This is a genomic window from Paenibacillus psychroresistens (assembly GCF_009728935.1).
Lineage (GTDB): Bacteria > Bacillota > Bacilli > Paenibacillales > NBRC-103111 > Paenibacillus_AC > Paenibacillus_AC psychroresistens.
Map to the genome: position 1 here is coordinate 6,297,643 of NZ_CP034235.1, position 16,000 is coordinate 6,313,642.

General features: G+C 39.7%; 15 protein-coding genes. 7 read left to right on the forward strand and 8 right to left on the reverse strand.

The window, feature by feature from the left end:
• Window positions 1-35: 35 nt before the first annotated feature.
• The 5 genes from EHS13_RS28565 to EHS13_RS28585 all read right to left on the reverse strand — a co-directional run bounded on the left by EHS13_RS28565 (window position 36) and on the right by EHS13_RS28585 (window position 5,650).
• Window positions 36-392 carry a hypothetical protein gene (locus tag EHS13_RS28565; RefSeq protein ID WP_155703639.1) on the reverse strand — a complete coding sequence of 119 codons (357 nt, stop codon included), beginning with the start codon at window positions 390-392 and terminating at the stop codon, window positions 36-38.
• Window positions 393-396: 4 nt separating this feature from the next.
• Window positions 397-1,218 (reverse strand): metallophosphoesterase, encoded by an 822-nt coding sequence (locus EHS13_RS28570; RefSeq protein ID WP_227013565.1) that lies wholly within the window; start codon window positions 1,216-1,218, stop codon window positions 397-399.
• Between the two features lie 111 nt (window positions 1,219-1,329).
• Window positions 1,330-3,324 (reverse strand): DUF1365 family protein, encoded by a 1,995-nt coding sequence (locus tag EHS13_RS28575; RefSeq protein ID WP_155703641.1) that lies wholly within the window; start codon window positions 3,322-3,324, stop codon window positions 1,330-1,332.
• Window positions 3,321-4,595: an NAD(P)/FAD-dependent oxidoreductase gene (locus tag EHS13_RS28580; RefSeq protein ID WP_227013566.1), complete on the reverse strand. Its 1,275-nt coding sequence runs from the start codon at window positions 4,593-4,595 to the stop codon at window positions 3,321-3,323. Before EHS13_RS28580 ends, EHS13_RS28575 begins: the two co-directional genes overlap by 4 nt.
• Window positions 4,595-5,650 (reverse strand): SAM-dependent methyltransferase, encoded by a 1,056-nt coding sequence (locus EHS13_RS28585; RefSeq protein ID WP_155703642.1) that lies wholly within the window; start codon window positions 5,648-5,650, stop codon window positions 4,595-4,597. The genes EHS13_RS28580 and EHS13_RS28585 overlap by 1 nt, the downstream gene beginning before the upstream one ends.
• A gap of 159 nt (window positions 5,651-5,809) precedes the next feature.
• Here EHS13_RS28585 and EHS13_RS28590 point away from each other — a divergent pair, with 159 nt between their 5' ends.
• Window positions 5,810-6,676: a patatin-like phospholipase family protein gene (locus tag EHS13_RS28590; protein WP_155703643.1), complete on the forward strand. Its 867-nt coding sequence runs from the start codon at window positions 5,810-5,812 to the stop codon at window positions 6,674-6,676.
• Here the strand turns inward: EHS13_RS28590 and EHS13_RS28595 are convergent.
• Window positions 6,662-7,297 (reverse strand): HAD-IA family hydrolase, encoded by a 636-nt coding sequence (locus tag EHS13_RS28595; RefSeq protein WP_162463300.1) that lies wholly within the window; start codon window positions 7,295-7,297, stop codon window positions 6,662-6,664. The genes EHS13_RS28590 and EHS13_RS28595 overlap by 15 nt on opposite strands.
• Window positions 7,298-7,519: 222 nt before the next feature.
• Between EHS13_RS28595 and EHS13_RS28600 the strand changes: the two genes are divergently transcribed.
• Window positions 7,520-8,788, forward strand: coding sequence for an MGDG synthase family glycosyltransferase (locus tag EHS13_RS28600; RefSeq protein WP_227013568.1), 1,269 nt, complete (start codon window positions 7,520-7,522; stop codon window positions 8,786-8,788).
• 42 nt (window positions 8,789-8,830) lie between these two features.
• Window positions 8,831-10,132 carry a polysaccharide deacetylase family protein gene (locus tag EHS13_RS28605; RefSeq protein WP_155703646.1) on the forward strand — a complete coding sequence of 434 codons (1,302 nt, stop codon included), beginning with the start codon at window positions 8,831-8,833 and terminating at the stop codon, window positions 10,130-10,132.
• 10 nt (window positions 10,133-10,142) lie between these two features.
• Here the strand turns inward: EHS13_RS28605 and EHS13_RS28610 are convergent, their stop codons facing one another.
• Entirely contained in the window at window positions 10,143-11,078 is a 936-nt protein-coding gene (locus EHS13_RS28610; RefSeq protein ID WP_155703647.1) for a diguanylate cyclase, read from the reverse strand.
• A 197-nt stretch (window positions 11,079-11,275) separates the two neighbouring features.
• Between EHS13_RS28610 and EHS13_RS28615 the strand changes: the two genes are divergently transcribed.
• On the forward strand, window positions 11,276-11,920 hold the full coding sequence (locus tag EHS13_RS28615; protein ID WP_155703648.1) for a thiamine diphosphokinase: 645 nt from the start codon (window positions 11,276-11,278) through the stop codon (window positions 11,918-11,920).
• Here EHS13_RS28615 and EHS13_RS28620 read toward each other — a convergent pair.
• Complete coding sequence (locus EHS13_RS28620) at window positions 11,917-12,213, reverse strand: hypothetical protein (RefSeq protein ID WP_155703649.1); 297 nt, start codon at window positions 12,211-12,213, stop codon at window positions 11,917-11,919. The genes EHS13_RS28615 and EHS13_RS28620 overlap by 4 nt on opposite strands.
• Before the next feature lie 166 nt (window positions 12,214-12,379).
• Between EHS13_RS28620 and EHS13_RS28625 the strand changes: the two genes are divergently transcribed.
• From EHS13_RS28625 to EHS13_RS36995, 3 genes are all read left to right on the forward strand, one after another.
• Complete coding sequence (locus EHS13_RS28625; protein WP_155703650.1) at window positions 12,380-12,580, forward strand: cold-shock protein; 201 nt, start codon at window positions 12,380-12,382, stop codon at window positions 12,578-12,580.
• 32 nt (window positions 12,581-12,612) lie between these two features.
• Entirely contained in the window at window positions 12,613-12,813 is a 201-nt protein-coding gene (locus EHS13_RS28630; RefSeq protein WP_319633395.1) for a cold-shock protein, read from the forward strand.
• Window positions 12,814-12,968: 155 nt separating this feature from the next.
• Window positions 12,969-15,938: a DUF6273 domain-containing protein gene (locus tag EHS13_RS36995; protein ID WP_227013570.1), complete on the forward strand. Its 2,970-nt coding sequence runs from the start codon at window positions 12,969-12,971 to the stop codon at window positions 15,936-15,938.
• Window positions 15,939-16,000: the final 62 nt, after the last annotated feature.

A 16,000-nucleotide genomic window follows, 5' to 3' on the forward strand; every position in this document is an offset into this window, starting at 1 on the left:
AGAGCCATCATCCACAATTTTAAATTCAATTGAATTCAATTAACTATATGCTCCAAGCTCCCAGAGAAACAGACAGCCAAGGCTTCAGAAAACGAGCTTATCATAGCTTGATTCCATTCAGCACGTCTATTATCATGGATTTCCACCCATAGACGTTTTTTAACTGGCCAATAGGTGACTTCCAATAAACCAGCTTGTTTACCTATTTTAAGATGATAATGTGTCGAGCCCTTCAAAGTGGAGAGCGGAGATTTTTGCGTAATTAGCAATCCAAACTGCTCAATAATTCCTTCAATCTCTTTGATGGTCTTTTCCTCCATATACTGACCCTCATTTTCTATATCAATCCGTTCTTCAGACAATCTAGAACCGACAATCTCATACTTAATCAAGGGATTACACCTCTCTTAAAAGCGTGAAAACAGTTATTTCAGGGCGGCAAAACAAGCGAACAGGTAAATTAGTCGTACCAATTCCACGATTTGTATAAACCAAAAGCTGGCTGTCTTTTACTTTGTGAAGCCCTTGAATATATTTTCGTCCAAATTTAGGAGTAGTTATCGCCCCGATAAATGGCAACCTTACCTGCCCACCGTGACTGTGACCCGATATTTGGAGATCAATCGGAAAATGACTGGCTTGATCTGCATAATCCGGAGCATGCGACAGCAGCAACGTAAACGACGGAGCAAATTCCTCTTGCAAAGCTTTATTTAAATTTGGTTTGCCCATAAACATATCGTCTACCCCAACAATCCGAATGCGTTCCCCTTGTTTTTCCAGAATACTCTGCTCATTGTCCAAAACACGAAGTCCACTTCTAGTGAGAATATCAACAATTCTTGATTTGCCCTTTGCATGATCATGATTTCCTAATGCGGCAAATTTGCCTAAAGGCGCATTAAGCTTTGCCAGCAATGGAATTATACTATCATTTGGATCTCCGTCATGTGTATCGAATAAGTCTCCAGTAAAGCAAATCAGATCTGGCTTCAGCTCCATAATTTCGGCAACGAGCTTTTCTAATCTATGGTTGCTATAATGTTTTCCCAAATGAACATCACTAAATTGTACCATACGCATTCCGCTAAATGTCTTCGGCAATTTAGGAAAGCTTAATGAAACTTGTTTTGTTTGAATCCAATATCGTTCACCGAAAAAGGCATAACCACCTGTAAAAGCCGCCAATGCCGCAAAAAACCCCATACCCTTGAGCATAAATTTTCTCCTTGTTATTCGTTCTGGCTCCATAAAAACATCCTTTCATTACCAAAACCGCCCTCCCCATAATGATGCCTGGAGAAAACGGTTTTCTATGCTTTTATGAAATTATACCATTTGTGGTAGATTACTGTTATTCGTTCTTGTTAGTACAAATTGCAGGGTTCCCAAAACTCGCTTATTAAAGCCCGCTTCACAATAACAAAGATAATATTCCCAGCTGCGCTGGAAGGCTTCATCAAAGCCCAGCTGTTGAATATCTGCTTGGTTTTTAGTAAAAGCTTCACGCCAATCGCGCAAGGTTCGTGCATAATGGATTCCCATATTATCTAGCTTCTCAATCATGAAGGTGGAATGCTTGGTCATGGCAGCTGTCATCGCCGTCAATGAGGGTACCGTACCTCCAGGAAAGATATGCTTCTGAATCCAGTCCACACTTTTACGATACATCTCATAGTTCTGATCCGCAATGGTTATGACCTGCATAGCTACAAGTCCATTTGGTTTCAGCAGCCGATCACAGGTTTGAAAAAACGTCCCATAATATTGATGCCCGACAGCTTCGAACATTTCAATCGAAACAATTTTGTCGAATTGTCCTGTCATTTTACGATAATCGCATAGCTCTACAGAAATACGGTCCTGCAGTCCTGCATCAAGCACCCGCCTAGTAGCAAGCTCATATTGCTGATCCGACAAAGTAATTGTCGTCACCCGACACCCGGTTTGCCTAACCGCTTCTATAGAAAACGCTCCCCAGCCTGAGCCAATTTCCAATACGTGATCACTTGCTTTAATTTGCGCCTTTTCAATCATTGCATTCAATTTATTTCTTTGCGCTTGTTCTAGACTATCTTCAGGCTGATTGTACAAGGCACAGGAATATGTCATGGTCGGATCTAAAAAGGTGCGATAAAAGGAGTTGCTCAGATCGTAGTGAAAAGAAATGTTTTTACGGCTGCCGCTTAAGCTATTGCGATTAAATATATGCCCTACACGGTTGAACAAGCGTCCCAATGAAGCGAATATTAAATTATTATCGTTGATATAAGGCCGATTTTCCACAAAAATCTCAATTAATTTAGTTAAATGATCACAATCCCAGAAACCATCTGTATAAGCTTCTCCTAAACCAATATCAGCATCCTTAGCTAGACGGAGGAATACGCGGTAATCTCGAACGTAAAAGTTTACTTTGAGCGTTGAGCTCGAATCCCCAAAAACATGCTGCTCCCGATTAGGCAAATGAATGATAAGACAGCCTACTTGGAGATTAGAGAAGAATCGAAAAACAAGACGTTGACAGATGCGGATGCGAATTGATGGTTTGGCTACTTGTACAGTCATGGCACTGCTCGGTTGTGGTTTCATATAGATGGGAAGTCCTTTCTTCCAGTGAATTTTTGCTGCTTGCCATACAATTCGCGGCATCGTCAGGGCAGTTGAAAGCGGGTATCGCATGATCGTACTCAACAGAGAGCTTGATTGAAAAGGCAATGCAGCACCTTTCATCATAGTTGCGAAAACCCGCTTTCCTTCTTTGTAAAGGTCAACTTTAATCTTAATTTCTTCGGTAATATCGCTAAAATAAAATTTATAATAACCTGCCATATCATTGAAGGGTGAAACATGAAAAGCTTTTGCTTCTTCATAAATATAACTATTACTTTCATCCTGCAAACTTTTTGCGGAATCCAAAACATAAACATGTCGTTCGCCAAATGTGTTATTGACTTCAGCAACAATACAGCTCAACGATTGATCGGCTCGATAGCAATAGTAGAAGCTAACTGGATTGAAAACATAGTGGAAATAGCGGGCCGTTGTAACCAAATCGATCTCTTCCACCTCAGCATTAAGACCTTTTTCAGTTAAAATGCGACGCAATTTTTGTTCAATGCTGCCACTCCCTGATAGATAATCACGATCATACAAGGAAACAAGATTGCAACGATTGTAGCTAAAAAATCGTACCTGCTTGCTCAATCCCTCTAGCTCACTAAGTCGAAAAGAAAAGAAATATACCGGATATTGAAACGAATGGCCAACAGGGTTAAATCTGGCATGCCACACCTCACCTTGATAAATCCGTGAATGGCTCATAGGCTTAATCCAAAATTCATTGTTACATCCACCGCTGACCGAACCGCGTCCTCGTGAAAACCATAACCGAAGTAGCTCCCGCAGAAATAAGTGTTTTTCACTCCATTTAATGCAGGCAATTTTCTTTGAGAGTCCAACGCCGCTAAAGAATACATAGGATGCATATAGTTAAATTCTCGAATGATCTGATTAGCTGGAATAGGCTTCGAACGGTTTAACGTTACACAATAATGGGCATGAGTTTGCAGTCCTTGCAACCGATTCATGTAATAAGTAAGCGATACAGGTTGATTATCTCCCGTATTCTTCTCTTTCCCATAGTTCCAAGAAGCCCATGCACGTTTAAGCGGTGGGAGCACGGAGGAATCTGTGTGCAGCACTGTGTGATTGGAGGAATACTTCCAAGCTCCTAACCATTTCTGCTCTTCAATTGAAGGGTCGGCTAACAATTTCAGAGATTCATCCGCATGAGCAGCCATAATGACACGATCATATTTCCGCTCAGAGCCGTCTCTCATTTGCATGGATACTCCCGATAAATCCCGATGTACAGATGCGATTTGCGCATTCAATTGAATTTCCCCTGAGAACTGCTTCAGAAATGCTTTTACATAGCTGTGGCTTCCACCCATAACCGTTTGCCATTGGGGACGATTACTTAACGAAAGCAATCCATGATTCTTGAAAAATCGCACAAAGCTCTCAACCGGATATTCCATAACATACGAGGCAGGTGTCGACCAAATTGCGGCTCCCATTGGCAACAAGTACTGGTGGATAAAAGCTTTAGAAAAATTCAGCCGAAAAAGATATTGACCCAATGACAGCCCTAGTAAAGCACCATTATGCAAATCAACCAGAGCTCTTTTATTGAAATAAGTAATGTCATGAAGCATTTTATAAAAAGCAGGTCGCAAAAGGTTTATTCTTTGGGCGAATAACCCGTTCACCGAAGTGCCTGCATATTGAAATTGATTTTCCTCGTTGTAATAGCTGAAAGACATTTCACTATCACGAACAGCTACGCCCAATTGCTGCAATAACCGACTAAATAATGGATAAGTTTGATTATTAAGCACAATAAAGCCTGTATCCACTGCAATCCCTTGATCTGGACCATCTGGGATGACAACCGTATTCGTATGCCCGCCTACATAATTATTCTTTTCATATAAAGTAATTCGATGCTGACGATCTAGAATATGCGCTGCTGTAAGTCCCGCAACTCCCCCACCAATAATGGCTATATTCAGCCTCGGATTCGGCCCCATTAGGTAACCTCCCCGCGCTTGCCTAATAGATAATGGCTTACAAACCATTCATTACCTTTATTTAGGCCAAATAGCTCTGCACAGGACATGAAGAATACCCGCCAATAAACCCACCATTTAGTTGCTTGTTCTACACCGTAGGTTTCGACTAGAATCGGCATAACTGTTTGTCGATGGGCATCCATCTTTTGCAGCCATGCTTCACAGGTTTTCTGATAATGCTTGCCGTTAACTTTCCACTGCTGCTCCACAACAAGATGGTGATTAAAATGAGCAAAAATATCAACAGAAGGCATCATACCGCCCGTAAAGAAATATTTAGCCATCCAATCTGTCTCATCCTGAACTTCGAATAAATAAGCAGTTGATTGATGTGTAAAGATATGCACAAAAAGCTTTCCATCCGGCAAGAGAAATCTATTAAGCTTTTCTAGCAATAAAGCATAATTCTGCATATGCTCAAACATTTCAACGGACACAATACGTGCAAATTTTACCTCAAGCTCCAGATCATTCATATCTGCTGTGATTACATTAAGATTTGTTAAGCCCCTTTCACGAGCAGCTTGATCAATATATGCTTTTTGTGAAGCCGAGTTAGATACAACCGTTATCTGACTTTGTGGATAATTAGACGCCATATATATGGAAAGCGAGCCCCAGCCGCAGCCTAGCTCTAATATTTCTTGTCCATCTACTAATCCCGCACGCTGGCAGGTTAATTTAAGCATATGCTCTTCTGAAGCATCTAAATGCTCTAATGCGTTATGTATGGATACCGAATCCGCCCAATAACCACTGCTATATTTGAGCTGCTTACCTAAAACCTCAAAAAAGAAACTGGTAGGCACTTCATAGTGCTGTTGATTCGCTTCTGTTGTATGAACAGCTATTGGTTTTTGCCGCAGTCTCTTAGTAAATGTATGCATATACTGATTATCTGTTTTTCTAGCCTGCTCAAGCTCCTTCAAACGTTGCTTTAATAAGCGGCGAATACCGATTCGAATTAGAAAATCGGGGAATCTATTTTTCTCAAGCCAGTTATCCGTCCACATCGATAATCCCCCATTTTAGAGTTTATTTATCTATTCGTAAAATGATTCATTTTGGATCAGTTTAATTAATATAATCATGCTGCTCCATATTGCGCAAGCATAATACTTCAATCTGGATGGGATGCTAAGCTTATCTTAGTGACACAAGGGGATTTGAAGATGAATGGAGTCGGCCTGGTACTGCAAGGTGGGGGTATGCGCGGAGTTTATACGGCAGGGGTATTGGATTATTACATGGAGCAAAGGTTGTATTTCCCTTATGTAGCTGCTGTTTCAGCAGGTGCTTGTAATGCATCGGCTTATTTAGCCAGACAAAAAGGACTTGGAAGAAACATGCATATCAACTATCTTCATGACCACAGGTATATAAGCTATCGTAATCTATGGCGAGGAAAAAGTATTCTTGGCTTAGACTATATTTTTGATGAGCTTCCTTATACGCTGGAGCCTTTTCATTTTGAGGCGTTTCAACATGCTAAGGAGATTTTCAAAGTAGGCGTAACCAACTGCGCGTCGGGCTGTTGTATGTTTTTCGATAAAATGACCTGTACGGAGATATTCAAAATCATTCGAGCTTCATGCAGCATTCCTTTTATCACTTCAATCGTTCCGTATCAAGATTTACAATTACTTGACGGTGGAATTACAGCACCGATTCCTATCCAGCAATCCATTTCAGATGGTAATCGAATGAATGTGATAATACTTACGAATTCAGGGGAATATCAGCGCAAGCCTCGTCTTCTTCCCTTATTGACTAGGCAGTTTTATGGTCGATATAAAGAGCTGGGACAAGCTATAAACAATCATCACGAGGTTTATAATCAAACTTTGGATGAAATCAAGCAACTGGAAGCATCGAAGGCAGCTTTTGTGATTCGCCCTAGCCGCACTATTCAAACTAAAGGTATGGAAAGAAATCCACTTGTACTGACATCACTTTATGACCAAGGTTATCAGGATGCTGAGCATAATTTCAGTTCAATGATGAACTGGTTAGAAAGTGGTTTATCAAGCATTCAGTGAAGCAATAACTTTAAGGATATCCGCAGGAGCATCAATCATGTAATCTGGATTTGCCTTCCTCAATAATGCAACCGGGTCCAGTCCCCATTTGACGGAGATAATCTTGATCTTCGCTTTTTTACACGCTTCTATATCCCGGTGTTCATCTCCAATATAAATGACTTCCTGCAAACCGATTTTCTGTTGGCTAAGCAAAGCTTTGATCGACCTGTGTTTACCAAAAATATTGCTTTGAGAATGGATAGTTTCAAAAGAATTCATTTCATGCTTAACTAAAAACTTTTTTATATTCTCAACCGAATTAGAAGAGATCACTACCGTTTTAATATTTTGGCGCTTTAAAGAGAGCAACACTTCCTTGATTCCTTTAAAGGGTTTAATAAATGGCAGAATCTTTGCATAATTTTTCTTAAGCTCCATGACCATAAATGGCAGCTGTACCAAAGGAACATGCAAAGATTTAAGTCTTTCTTTCATAGAAAGCAGCATTAAAGCATTAGCTTCGGTCCTTGTTATTTTGCGAAATCCATATTTATCAGACAGCTCATTTAGCAAATCAAATGCAAGCTCCTTTGAGTCTGCAACCGTTCCATCAAAATCAAAAATCACATATTTAATCAAGGCAATTCCTCCAGTTTATAAAACTATACCATGCTTCTTTATACCATTATATAGTGGTAATCTCTATTCAGAAGCAGGAGAATAACGAACCAATAGCGAAGTTTTAAGTTCTTACTATTTGTATTGTAAATTAAATTAAGAAAAAAATTATATTTCACATAATAAAATGTTAATAATTATAGACTACAATTAAGGGAGTACATCATCCATGATAGGGATACGGTGTCTATTCTTGAAATTAATAGTGGGGTGTTCTATCCGATGAATGAATGCAAGAAACAAAAAATCCTAATTCTATCCGGTGATTATGGCGACGGGCATAAACAAGCTGCACGAGCAATATCTGAAGCTTCATTGGTTTCTCATCCCGATATTGAGGTTGAGATTGTCGACTTCATGGCATGGACTCATCCTCATCTGCACTCGGTTGGTAAATATTTTTACTTGCAGCTGGTTAAAAACTTTCCCGTTTTTTACGGTTATTTATTTCAAATTACCCGAAATGATACAACCATGTCCTATATTTTCAAAAAAATTCGTTCGTTTAGTTTGAGCAGAATGGTTAAACTATTAGAGGAAGTGCAGCCGGATGTCATTGTAAGCACATTTCCTTCTGCCGCTGCCGCAATTTCGATTCTTAAATCCAAAGGATTAACAACAGTTCCAACTGTTACAATCCTAACCGACCATACCGACCATAGCTACTGGCTTCACCCCCATACAGACCAATATCTTGTGGGATCTGATCATGTTAGTCAGCTTCTGCAGCGTGAGCATGGCATTCCAGAATCCGATATTTCTGTTACAGGCATTCCCATACGCTCTCATTTTTGTGTAGAGTATGATCGAACTGGGCTTAAGGAAAAGCACGGTTTGTCTACAGAGCTCCCCATTGTAATGGTCATGGGCGGTGGTCTTGGCATGATTAGCAAAGAATTCATCCAATTGCTGCAATCCGATGCTTTACCTAAAAAGATTCAGTTTGTCATTGTTTGTGGTCACAATCATAAACTAAAGCAAAAGCTAACAGAGGAATTAAAAAATTCTAAGCATTCTATAGCATTAACTGGATACATACAGCATGTTCATGAAATTATGGCTATCTCTGATTTGATTGTTACGAAGCCAGGTGGATTGACTATTTCGGAAGCACTTGCATTAGAATTGCCAATGCTGCTGTATAAGCCACTCCCAGGACAAGAGCAGGACAATGCTGCCTTTTTATTAAAAGCAGGCGTTGCCAGACAAGCCAGAGATGAAATGGAGTTATTGGACCAATTAATTGCCATTATTCACAATCCACAGATCTTGCTTACCTTGAAGCTTAAAGCCAAAGCTTTCCAAATGAAGTCCTCCACATTAGATGCTTTAAACGCGATATTGCTAACGGAAAGCTGCGGAATTGTTCCACAGAGCAAATGGAGTTTATATCGTTATCAGCGTTATATCAGTCTTTTTTTTAGAAGAAAGCTTGCAGGACGAAGTTCTTAGATTATACTTACGATATACGGTTCTTAGAAAGGAAGAAAGATCATGCGTGAAAAACTACTATGGGGGATTCTGATCTTTCTAGTAATCTATATGTTCATACCTTGGTTATTAACAAGGATATTTGGATTAGGTGTATTTCGCAAAGGCAGCGTGCGGCGAGAAATTGCCTTCACCTTCGATGACGGCCCTGATCCTAAGTATACCCCCCAATTATTGGATTTATTAAAAAAACATAATGTAAAAGCTACTTTTTTTGTTCTCGGTCAGAAGGCAGAGCTTAACCCAGCTATTATTAAACGCATTCATGATGAAGGGCATCAAATCGGAATTCATAATTACATTCATGCTTCTAATTGGCTGATGACACCATGGACTATTAAAAAAGAGCATATTCATAAGTCCGCTGATATTATCGAAGCTATCACAGGGGATCGTCCTACTTATTATCGACCACCCTGGGGGATTCTTAATCTAGGTGACTTTTTCTTAAAAAATCAATATCACATCGTATTCTGGTCACTAATGGCTTATGATTGGCGCAGTCAAATCAGCAAGAAAAATCTCAAGAACAAGCTGCTGCGCAAAATTACAGATGGTTCCGTTATTTTATTACACGATAGCGGTGAAACCTTTGGCGCTGACCATGATGCGCCTTTTTACATGTTAGAAGCCTTAGACCATGTTCTAGAAGATGTTACACGAAGAGGCTTACATTGTATGCGGATTGACGAGATGATGAATTACCAGGATAGACGAACGCCTACCCCCTTAATTCTAAGTCGCACCAAGCAAACTGTTGTTTTCTTGTGGATGTTATGGGAGCGATTATTCCTTAAGTTATTCCGAGTGGTTGCCATAGATCTGCAGAATCCGTTACTTAAAGTACGAGTTAGAGAATATACCGGAAAAGAAATTTTAACGCTAGAAGATGGAGAACAGATTGTTAAAGGGGATCTGATAGCTGAGCTGCATCTCGATAATAGTATTCTATTCCAGCTTAGTGCCGATGCAACAAGTGAAATGAGTTTAGCCATCCAAATTATTCGGAGAATGGAAGTATTCATGCCGCAGGTCAACTTATTGCTGCAGAATGATCCCCAGTGGCACAATGTCAAAGGATTATATGGAATAAGTCTTATTCACCGCGGATCTAGAAAACTTGGGTTCTCTGTCATTGATTTGCCAACTGGAATCTTCTCGATCAGTACACGGTATTATTTGAAATTATTACTTTTCGTCTTACATCCACAAGGCAAAAAAAGACTGCAATCCAAACCGCAATTGCTCGTCCCCAAAATTATTGCTATATCCAAAAAAGAGCTTTTGAATCGCTATTATGCTTAATTAAACTTCCTTAAATGGGCCGGACTGCAGAAATGCGATTTCGGCCATTTTGTTTGGCTTCATACAAAACTTGATCTGCTGCATAAACCAATTCCTTAGCCGTCTGCTCCACACCCGGTGAAATGGTAGCTACCCCAAGACTTACTGTCACATAGTCGTTAATTAAGGAGCCTGCGTGAACGATTTGCAAAGCTTCTACCGTAGCCCGAATGGACCGCGCCACCTTCATTGCTCCTTCTAGCTCCGTATCTGGAAGCAGCACAATAAACTCTTCTCCTCCAAAACGCGCAGCCAGATCACCTGGTCTATTTACCGAACTATTCAAAACTTGGGCAACGGTTTTAATACACTCATCACCGCTTAAATGTCCATATGTATCGTTAAAGGATTTAAAATAATCAATATCTATCATGATAAGTGAAAGCTCTGTCTTCTTGCGAATCGCTCTTCTCCACTCTCGTTCTAGGTTCTCGTCAAAATAGCGCCGGTTGGCAATGGATGTTAGCCCATCAATCGAAGAAAGCTGCTGCAGTACCGAATTAACCTCTTCGAGCTTTTCCCTTTCGAGCTTGTATGTCGTTATGTCAGTGGATATCGCCACATAATACGCAACGTCACCTTGCTCGCCTTTAACTGCACTAATACTTATTTGTTCGAAAAATAATCGCCCATTTTTATCACGATTCCATAGCTCACCTTGCCATTGTCCAATTTCAAGCAGTGTTTCCCATAGGTCATGATAATATTGGTTATCTTGCTTACCTGATTTCAAAATGCGGGGTGTTTGACCATATAGCTCTGTTAATTCATAACCCGTTTGTTTCAAAAAAGCTCCATTTGCGTAAATAATTTTACCTTCAATATCCGTAATTAGAATGGCTTGCAGTGTATTCTCAATCACTTTCGCATAGAGTCTAAGTTGTTGATCCATAGTAAGATTCAGCATAAGAGTACCTCCGCTTCATACTCCGATAATAGCGCACTAATCCGTATTCATCAATAAATCCTTTTATTGCAATAAATATAATGCGAAGCTTTGCGTTTTTTTATTACCCTTTTAGGCATAAAATATGCTATTATAGAATAGAGTAAGAAGTAACGGACAAGAATGAAATGCCTTTAAGCAATCGAAGGAGACCATGTATGAAGCAGCAGCGCGTCCTTATTTATTCAGGCGGGGCTCTAGGCGCTTGGGCGCTAGAGGATACCCAACTTGGAGATATATACGTTGGTGCAGACCGCGGTGCTCTATTTTTAGTGCAGAATGGAATTAGGCCAAATATAGCCTTGGGTGATTTCGATTCCGTAAACGAAACGGAGCTTAATCTAATTCGCCTCAATAGTGAAGAATTGTTAACCTGTGACCCTGTCTTGAAAGACTATTCAGACACAGAAATGGCATTCTCCTGGGCGCTAGATCAAAAACCACAAGAAATTATCTTGTATGGCGGTTTAGGTACGCGGTTTGATCATTCATTAGCTAATATCCATTTATTATCGCAAGCATTGCCGAGTCAAACAACCTGTACCATTGTTGACTCGCATAATCGCATACGTTTGATTAATCAATCCACCAGACTTCAAAGATCCAATCGCTTTAGTCATGTTTCTTTATTACCCTTTACCTCCAAGGTAACGGGTATTACCTTACAGGGCTTCCAGTATCCATTGCATCAAGCTACGCTTACAATTGGACAATCTCTAGGCGTTAGCAATCGAATTATTGAGCCATTTGCTCATATTGAGATTGATCAAGGCCAACTGCTTGTAATTGAAAGCATAGATTAAATTAAATGTACCACTCGGATAATCTTGTCATCTGCATATTTGATGTGAATCGTATGCTTGATTGAATCATACGTAATAAGCCCATCTCCGAATGGTAATACGGGCTCTGAGCCCAATCCATAGAAGATATCATCTGCCAAAGTTCGCAAGCATTCCTGTCTCTCGTCTTCATCAAGCTCTACCCACTGTTGAGGCTCTATTTCTAACAATTCAGCGCAGCCCTCCATTTCACCTATGGCCTGCACTAATTCGGCAATAATGTCCTCATATTCTTTTGCAAATTTCACGCCCACATTGATCCATCCTTTCTTCCATACCTTATTTCATTGTAAATCGGAAGGTCCGTATATGCAAATTTACTTATACCTCCTGATTTACTAAAATAAGCCGTATAGATAAAGGGGATCATTGACATATTATTAAGGGAGTTTCACACGAAAACTAACGGAGGTTTTAAACATGGCAACAGGCAAGGTAAAATGGTTTAACGCAGAAAAAGGATTTGGATTTATTGAAGTAGAAGGCGGAGATGATGTTTTTGTTCATTTCTCAGCTATTTCAGGAGAAGGCTTTAAGTCACTTGACGAAGGTCAAGCAGTAGAGTTTAACGTGGTTCAAGGCAATCGCGGAGCACAAGCAGAAAACGTAGTAAAGCTGTAATTGAATTTCAGTAATAGAGGAGTGGATGTCTGATGTTTGCGAAGAGAACTACGGAAATTATCCCGGAAGAAGCTACATCCATATGGGCTTGCAGCAGTGAAAGCTGCTCTGGTTGGATGAGAGACAACTTTTCTTTTAAGAATGTTCCGACTTGCCCCGTCTGTAAGTCAGAGATGGTTATCGGGGAAAAGATGCTACCCTTTCTGCATAACAACAACAAAAAAGGACTTTAATCCAAACCTCGTTGGTTAGAATTAAAGTTTCAATAGTGAAACTGACTAGTAAAGGACGTACTATTGGGTGAAAATCCGTTAGTACGTCCTTTTTCTCTACCCACTTTAAGTTTCTTACAGTACACTAAATATAAACAAAGATTGGAGGACAAGTTATGAAAAAAATACTAAATGCTATCCTATTAATAGCCCTACTCACGTACGGATTATTAACACCCACGATACAAAATTATGTACAAGCTGCGTCCATGGTAAAAGTAGGGGATTACATAAATTATGGCTCATATGATGGGGAACCCATACTATGGAGGGTAATAAACATTGATAAAGATGGGGATCCGCTTTTATTTGCCGAGAAGATCCTTACCAATAAAGCATTTGATTCTAGCGGCAGTAAACACTCGGAAACTATTAGAATCGAACTTGGCAGCAACTACTGGCATGATTCAAATATTAGGCAATGGTTGAACAGCGGCGATAGCGTGATCTCATGGATTCAGAATCCCCCTTCAGCTGCAAATGTATATAGTGGATATAATTCTTATGACACGGAAAAAGGATTTCTTGCTGATAGTAATTTTACTGAAGCTGAGCGTAACGCAATTAAATCAGTAACCAACAAAGTATTGTTGACTGAGTTGGATAAAGACAAACGAGATGGTGGTAATGAGTCACATCAATATGTATCTGAAGAGTGGAAAGATAGTAAAGCTGTTATCGAGAATTATGACCAAGCTTACTATCAAAATGTTACAGACAAGGTCTTTGTACTGTCAATTAATGAATTGAAGCAATTCGTTTATGACAGAGGATGGGACTATCGCGCCAAACCAACGTTAAAAGCGTTCCAAAACATGTCTACTAGTAACAACGGTTCGAAGGAAGTTAGTTATGGGAGCTATTGGTTAACGACTCCTTATCCCTCCAATGATTATGGCTCGGTTGAATACTATGTAAGTGGCGAAGGATTCATCAACAATGACTATGCATATAACAGTATAGGAATTCGTCCCGCCATTTACTTAGATTTAACTTCTGTCAATTTTAAATCAGGGGATGGCAGTGCTGATCTCCCGTATAGGCAACAAGCGGTGGGTGGTTCTTTACAAAAGAAGCGTATCATAGTCGCACAGGGTCAAGGAGAAGTTCTTGATTTTACGTTTATACCAGGACAAGGAATCGATAAAATTAGCTGGACTACTCAGAATAGCAAGATCGCCACTGTTAGCGAGAGTGGTCTTGTTACTGGGGTTGGAGCAGGCACTACATATATCACTGGGACAACCACATCTGGTCTTTCCGATCAGTGTGAGGTTATTGTTTTTCCAAGGCAATTTCACGATACAATAGTTAAAAAGTCAGTTATAGTTACGAAAGAAAACAACCCAACTGTTAGTTCGTTTTCGGATTTTCCTAGATCAACCGATAATATTGCTGGGGGAACATCTGAGTTTTTCGACCATCAGGGAAGATTGAATTTGCTATATGAGGGTAATGATAAAGTTTATATCACTATTCTGAATAAAGAGTTTATAAGTATTAATACATTTGAAATATCAAAAGAGCTTCCTCTTTTTGGTGCAGCGACAATTGATGAAAACGGTAATTATTATATGTTGTGGGGAAAAACGGTAGATGAATCTGATAAATCAAGCAAGAATGTGATCATTACGAAATACAATTCGAGTGGTAAAAAAGTTGGCAGCGCTGAATATAGGGCTGGAGATTTAAATGTCAAAATTCCTTTTGATGCAGGGAATGCAAGTATTGCTTATAAAAACGGTACGATATCAGCGTATTTTGCCCGAAAAATGTTTCAAAGCCCGGACGGTTTGAACCATCAGGCAAGCCAAGTAGTTTATGCTAGCAGCAGTACAATGGAGCCGCTCGATATGCCAAAACCGTATTCGAGCCATTCCTTTGACCAACAAGTCATTAACACTTCCGATGGCGGATTTTTATACGCAGACCGTGGGGATGCGTACCCTCGTGGGTTTCTAATCACAAAGGTAGTACAAGGTGATTCAGCTACTATTGAACCTTTTCATTTCCGTGAAGGTGAAGCATTTCCATACGGCTATAATGCTACATTTTCTCAGCTGGGTGGTATTTCTGAAGGAACTAAAGGCTATGCTCTAGTCGGTTCGTCAGAAAAGACTTTGTCAGGAGCGCCCGCCCCAAATGAACGAAATGAATCTCGAAATTTGTTTATCCAAATAATAAAGAAGGATCTTGGAGACAACAAAAGTTGGAATACAATCGACATTCAGTCTAATTTGCTAAGTAAAGGAAAAGAGCGTGTTCTGAAGGGAGAAACTGGGAATCAACCAGGAAGTTATTTCCTTGATAAAGATTTGGTTGACTATGGTGTAATTTGGTTAACTGAATATACGGCTGATAAGGATGTGGCTAACCCTAGGATTGTAGCAACGGATGATGACAGGTTTATTGTTATGTGGGAAGAATTTGAGAACCATAGCTTTAAGAATTCGTACTATATGATATTGTCCTCCTATGGTGAAACTTTGCGCGAAGCAACGAATATGAAGGGTACTCGTATTTATACTTCTAAGCTTCCTCTTTACAAAGAAGGAAAACTATTTTGGACATATTCCTATGACAAGGATTTGGGCAATGCTGCTCAAAGTAGAATAGAAGTTTATACTCTAGACCTAATTCAGTCTGAACCTACTGTTAATGCTATTCCTACAGCTTCCATTGTGTTGGTTAACGATAAACAAATATCTTTCGAGGCCTACACTATCAACGGCAATAACTTTTTTAAATTGCGGGATTTTGCTACAGTGGTACATGGTTCCGAGAAACAATTTGGAGTTGGTTTTGATAATTTGAAAAATGCTATTAGCCTTGAATCGAACAAAGCCTATACAACTGTTGGCGGAGAACTTGCATTATCGGATCAAACAGTATCAAAAGAAGCAAAGATCACCGCATCCACTGTATACCTCGACGGAACATTGCTTAATCTTATCACCTTTAATATTGATGGAAATAACTACTTTAAGCTCCGCGATATAGCAAAGGCATTCAATATTGGTGTAACATGGGATGGTAAAACCAAAATGATTGGGATTGATACGAAATCCGAATATAAAGAAGAATAGTATGATGATTTTATGGCAACTCAGATGGGATCCAATTTCCCCCTCTGTAGTTGCCTTTTATT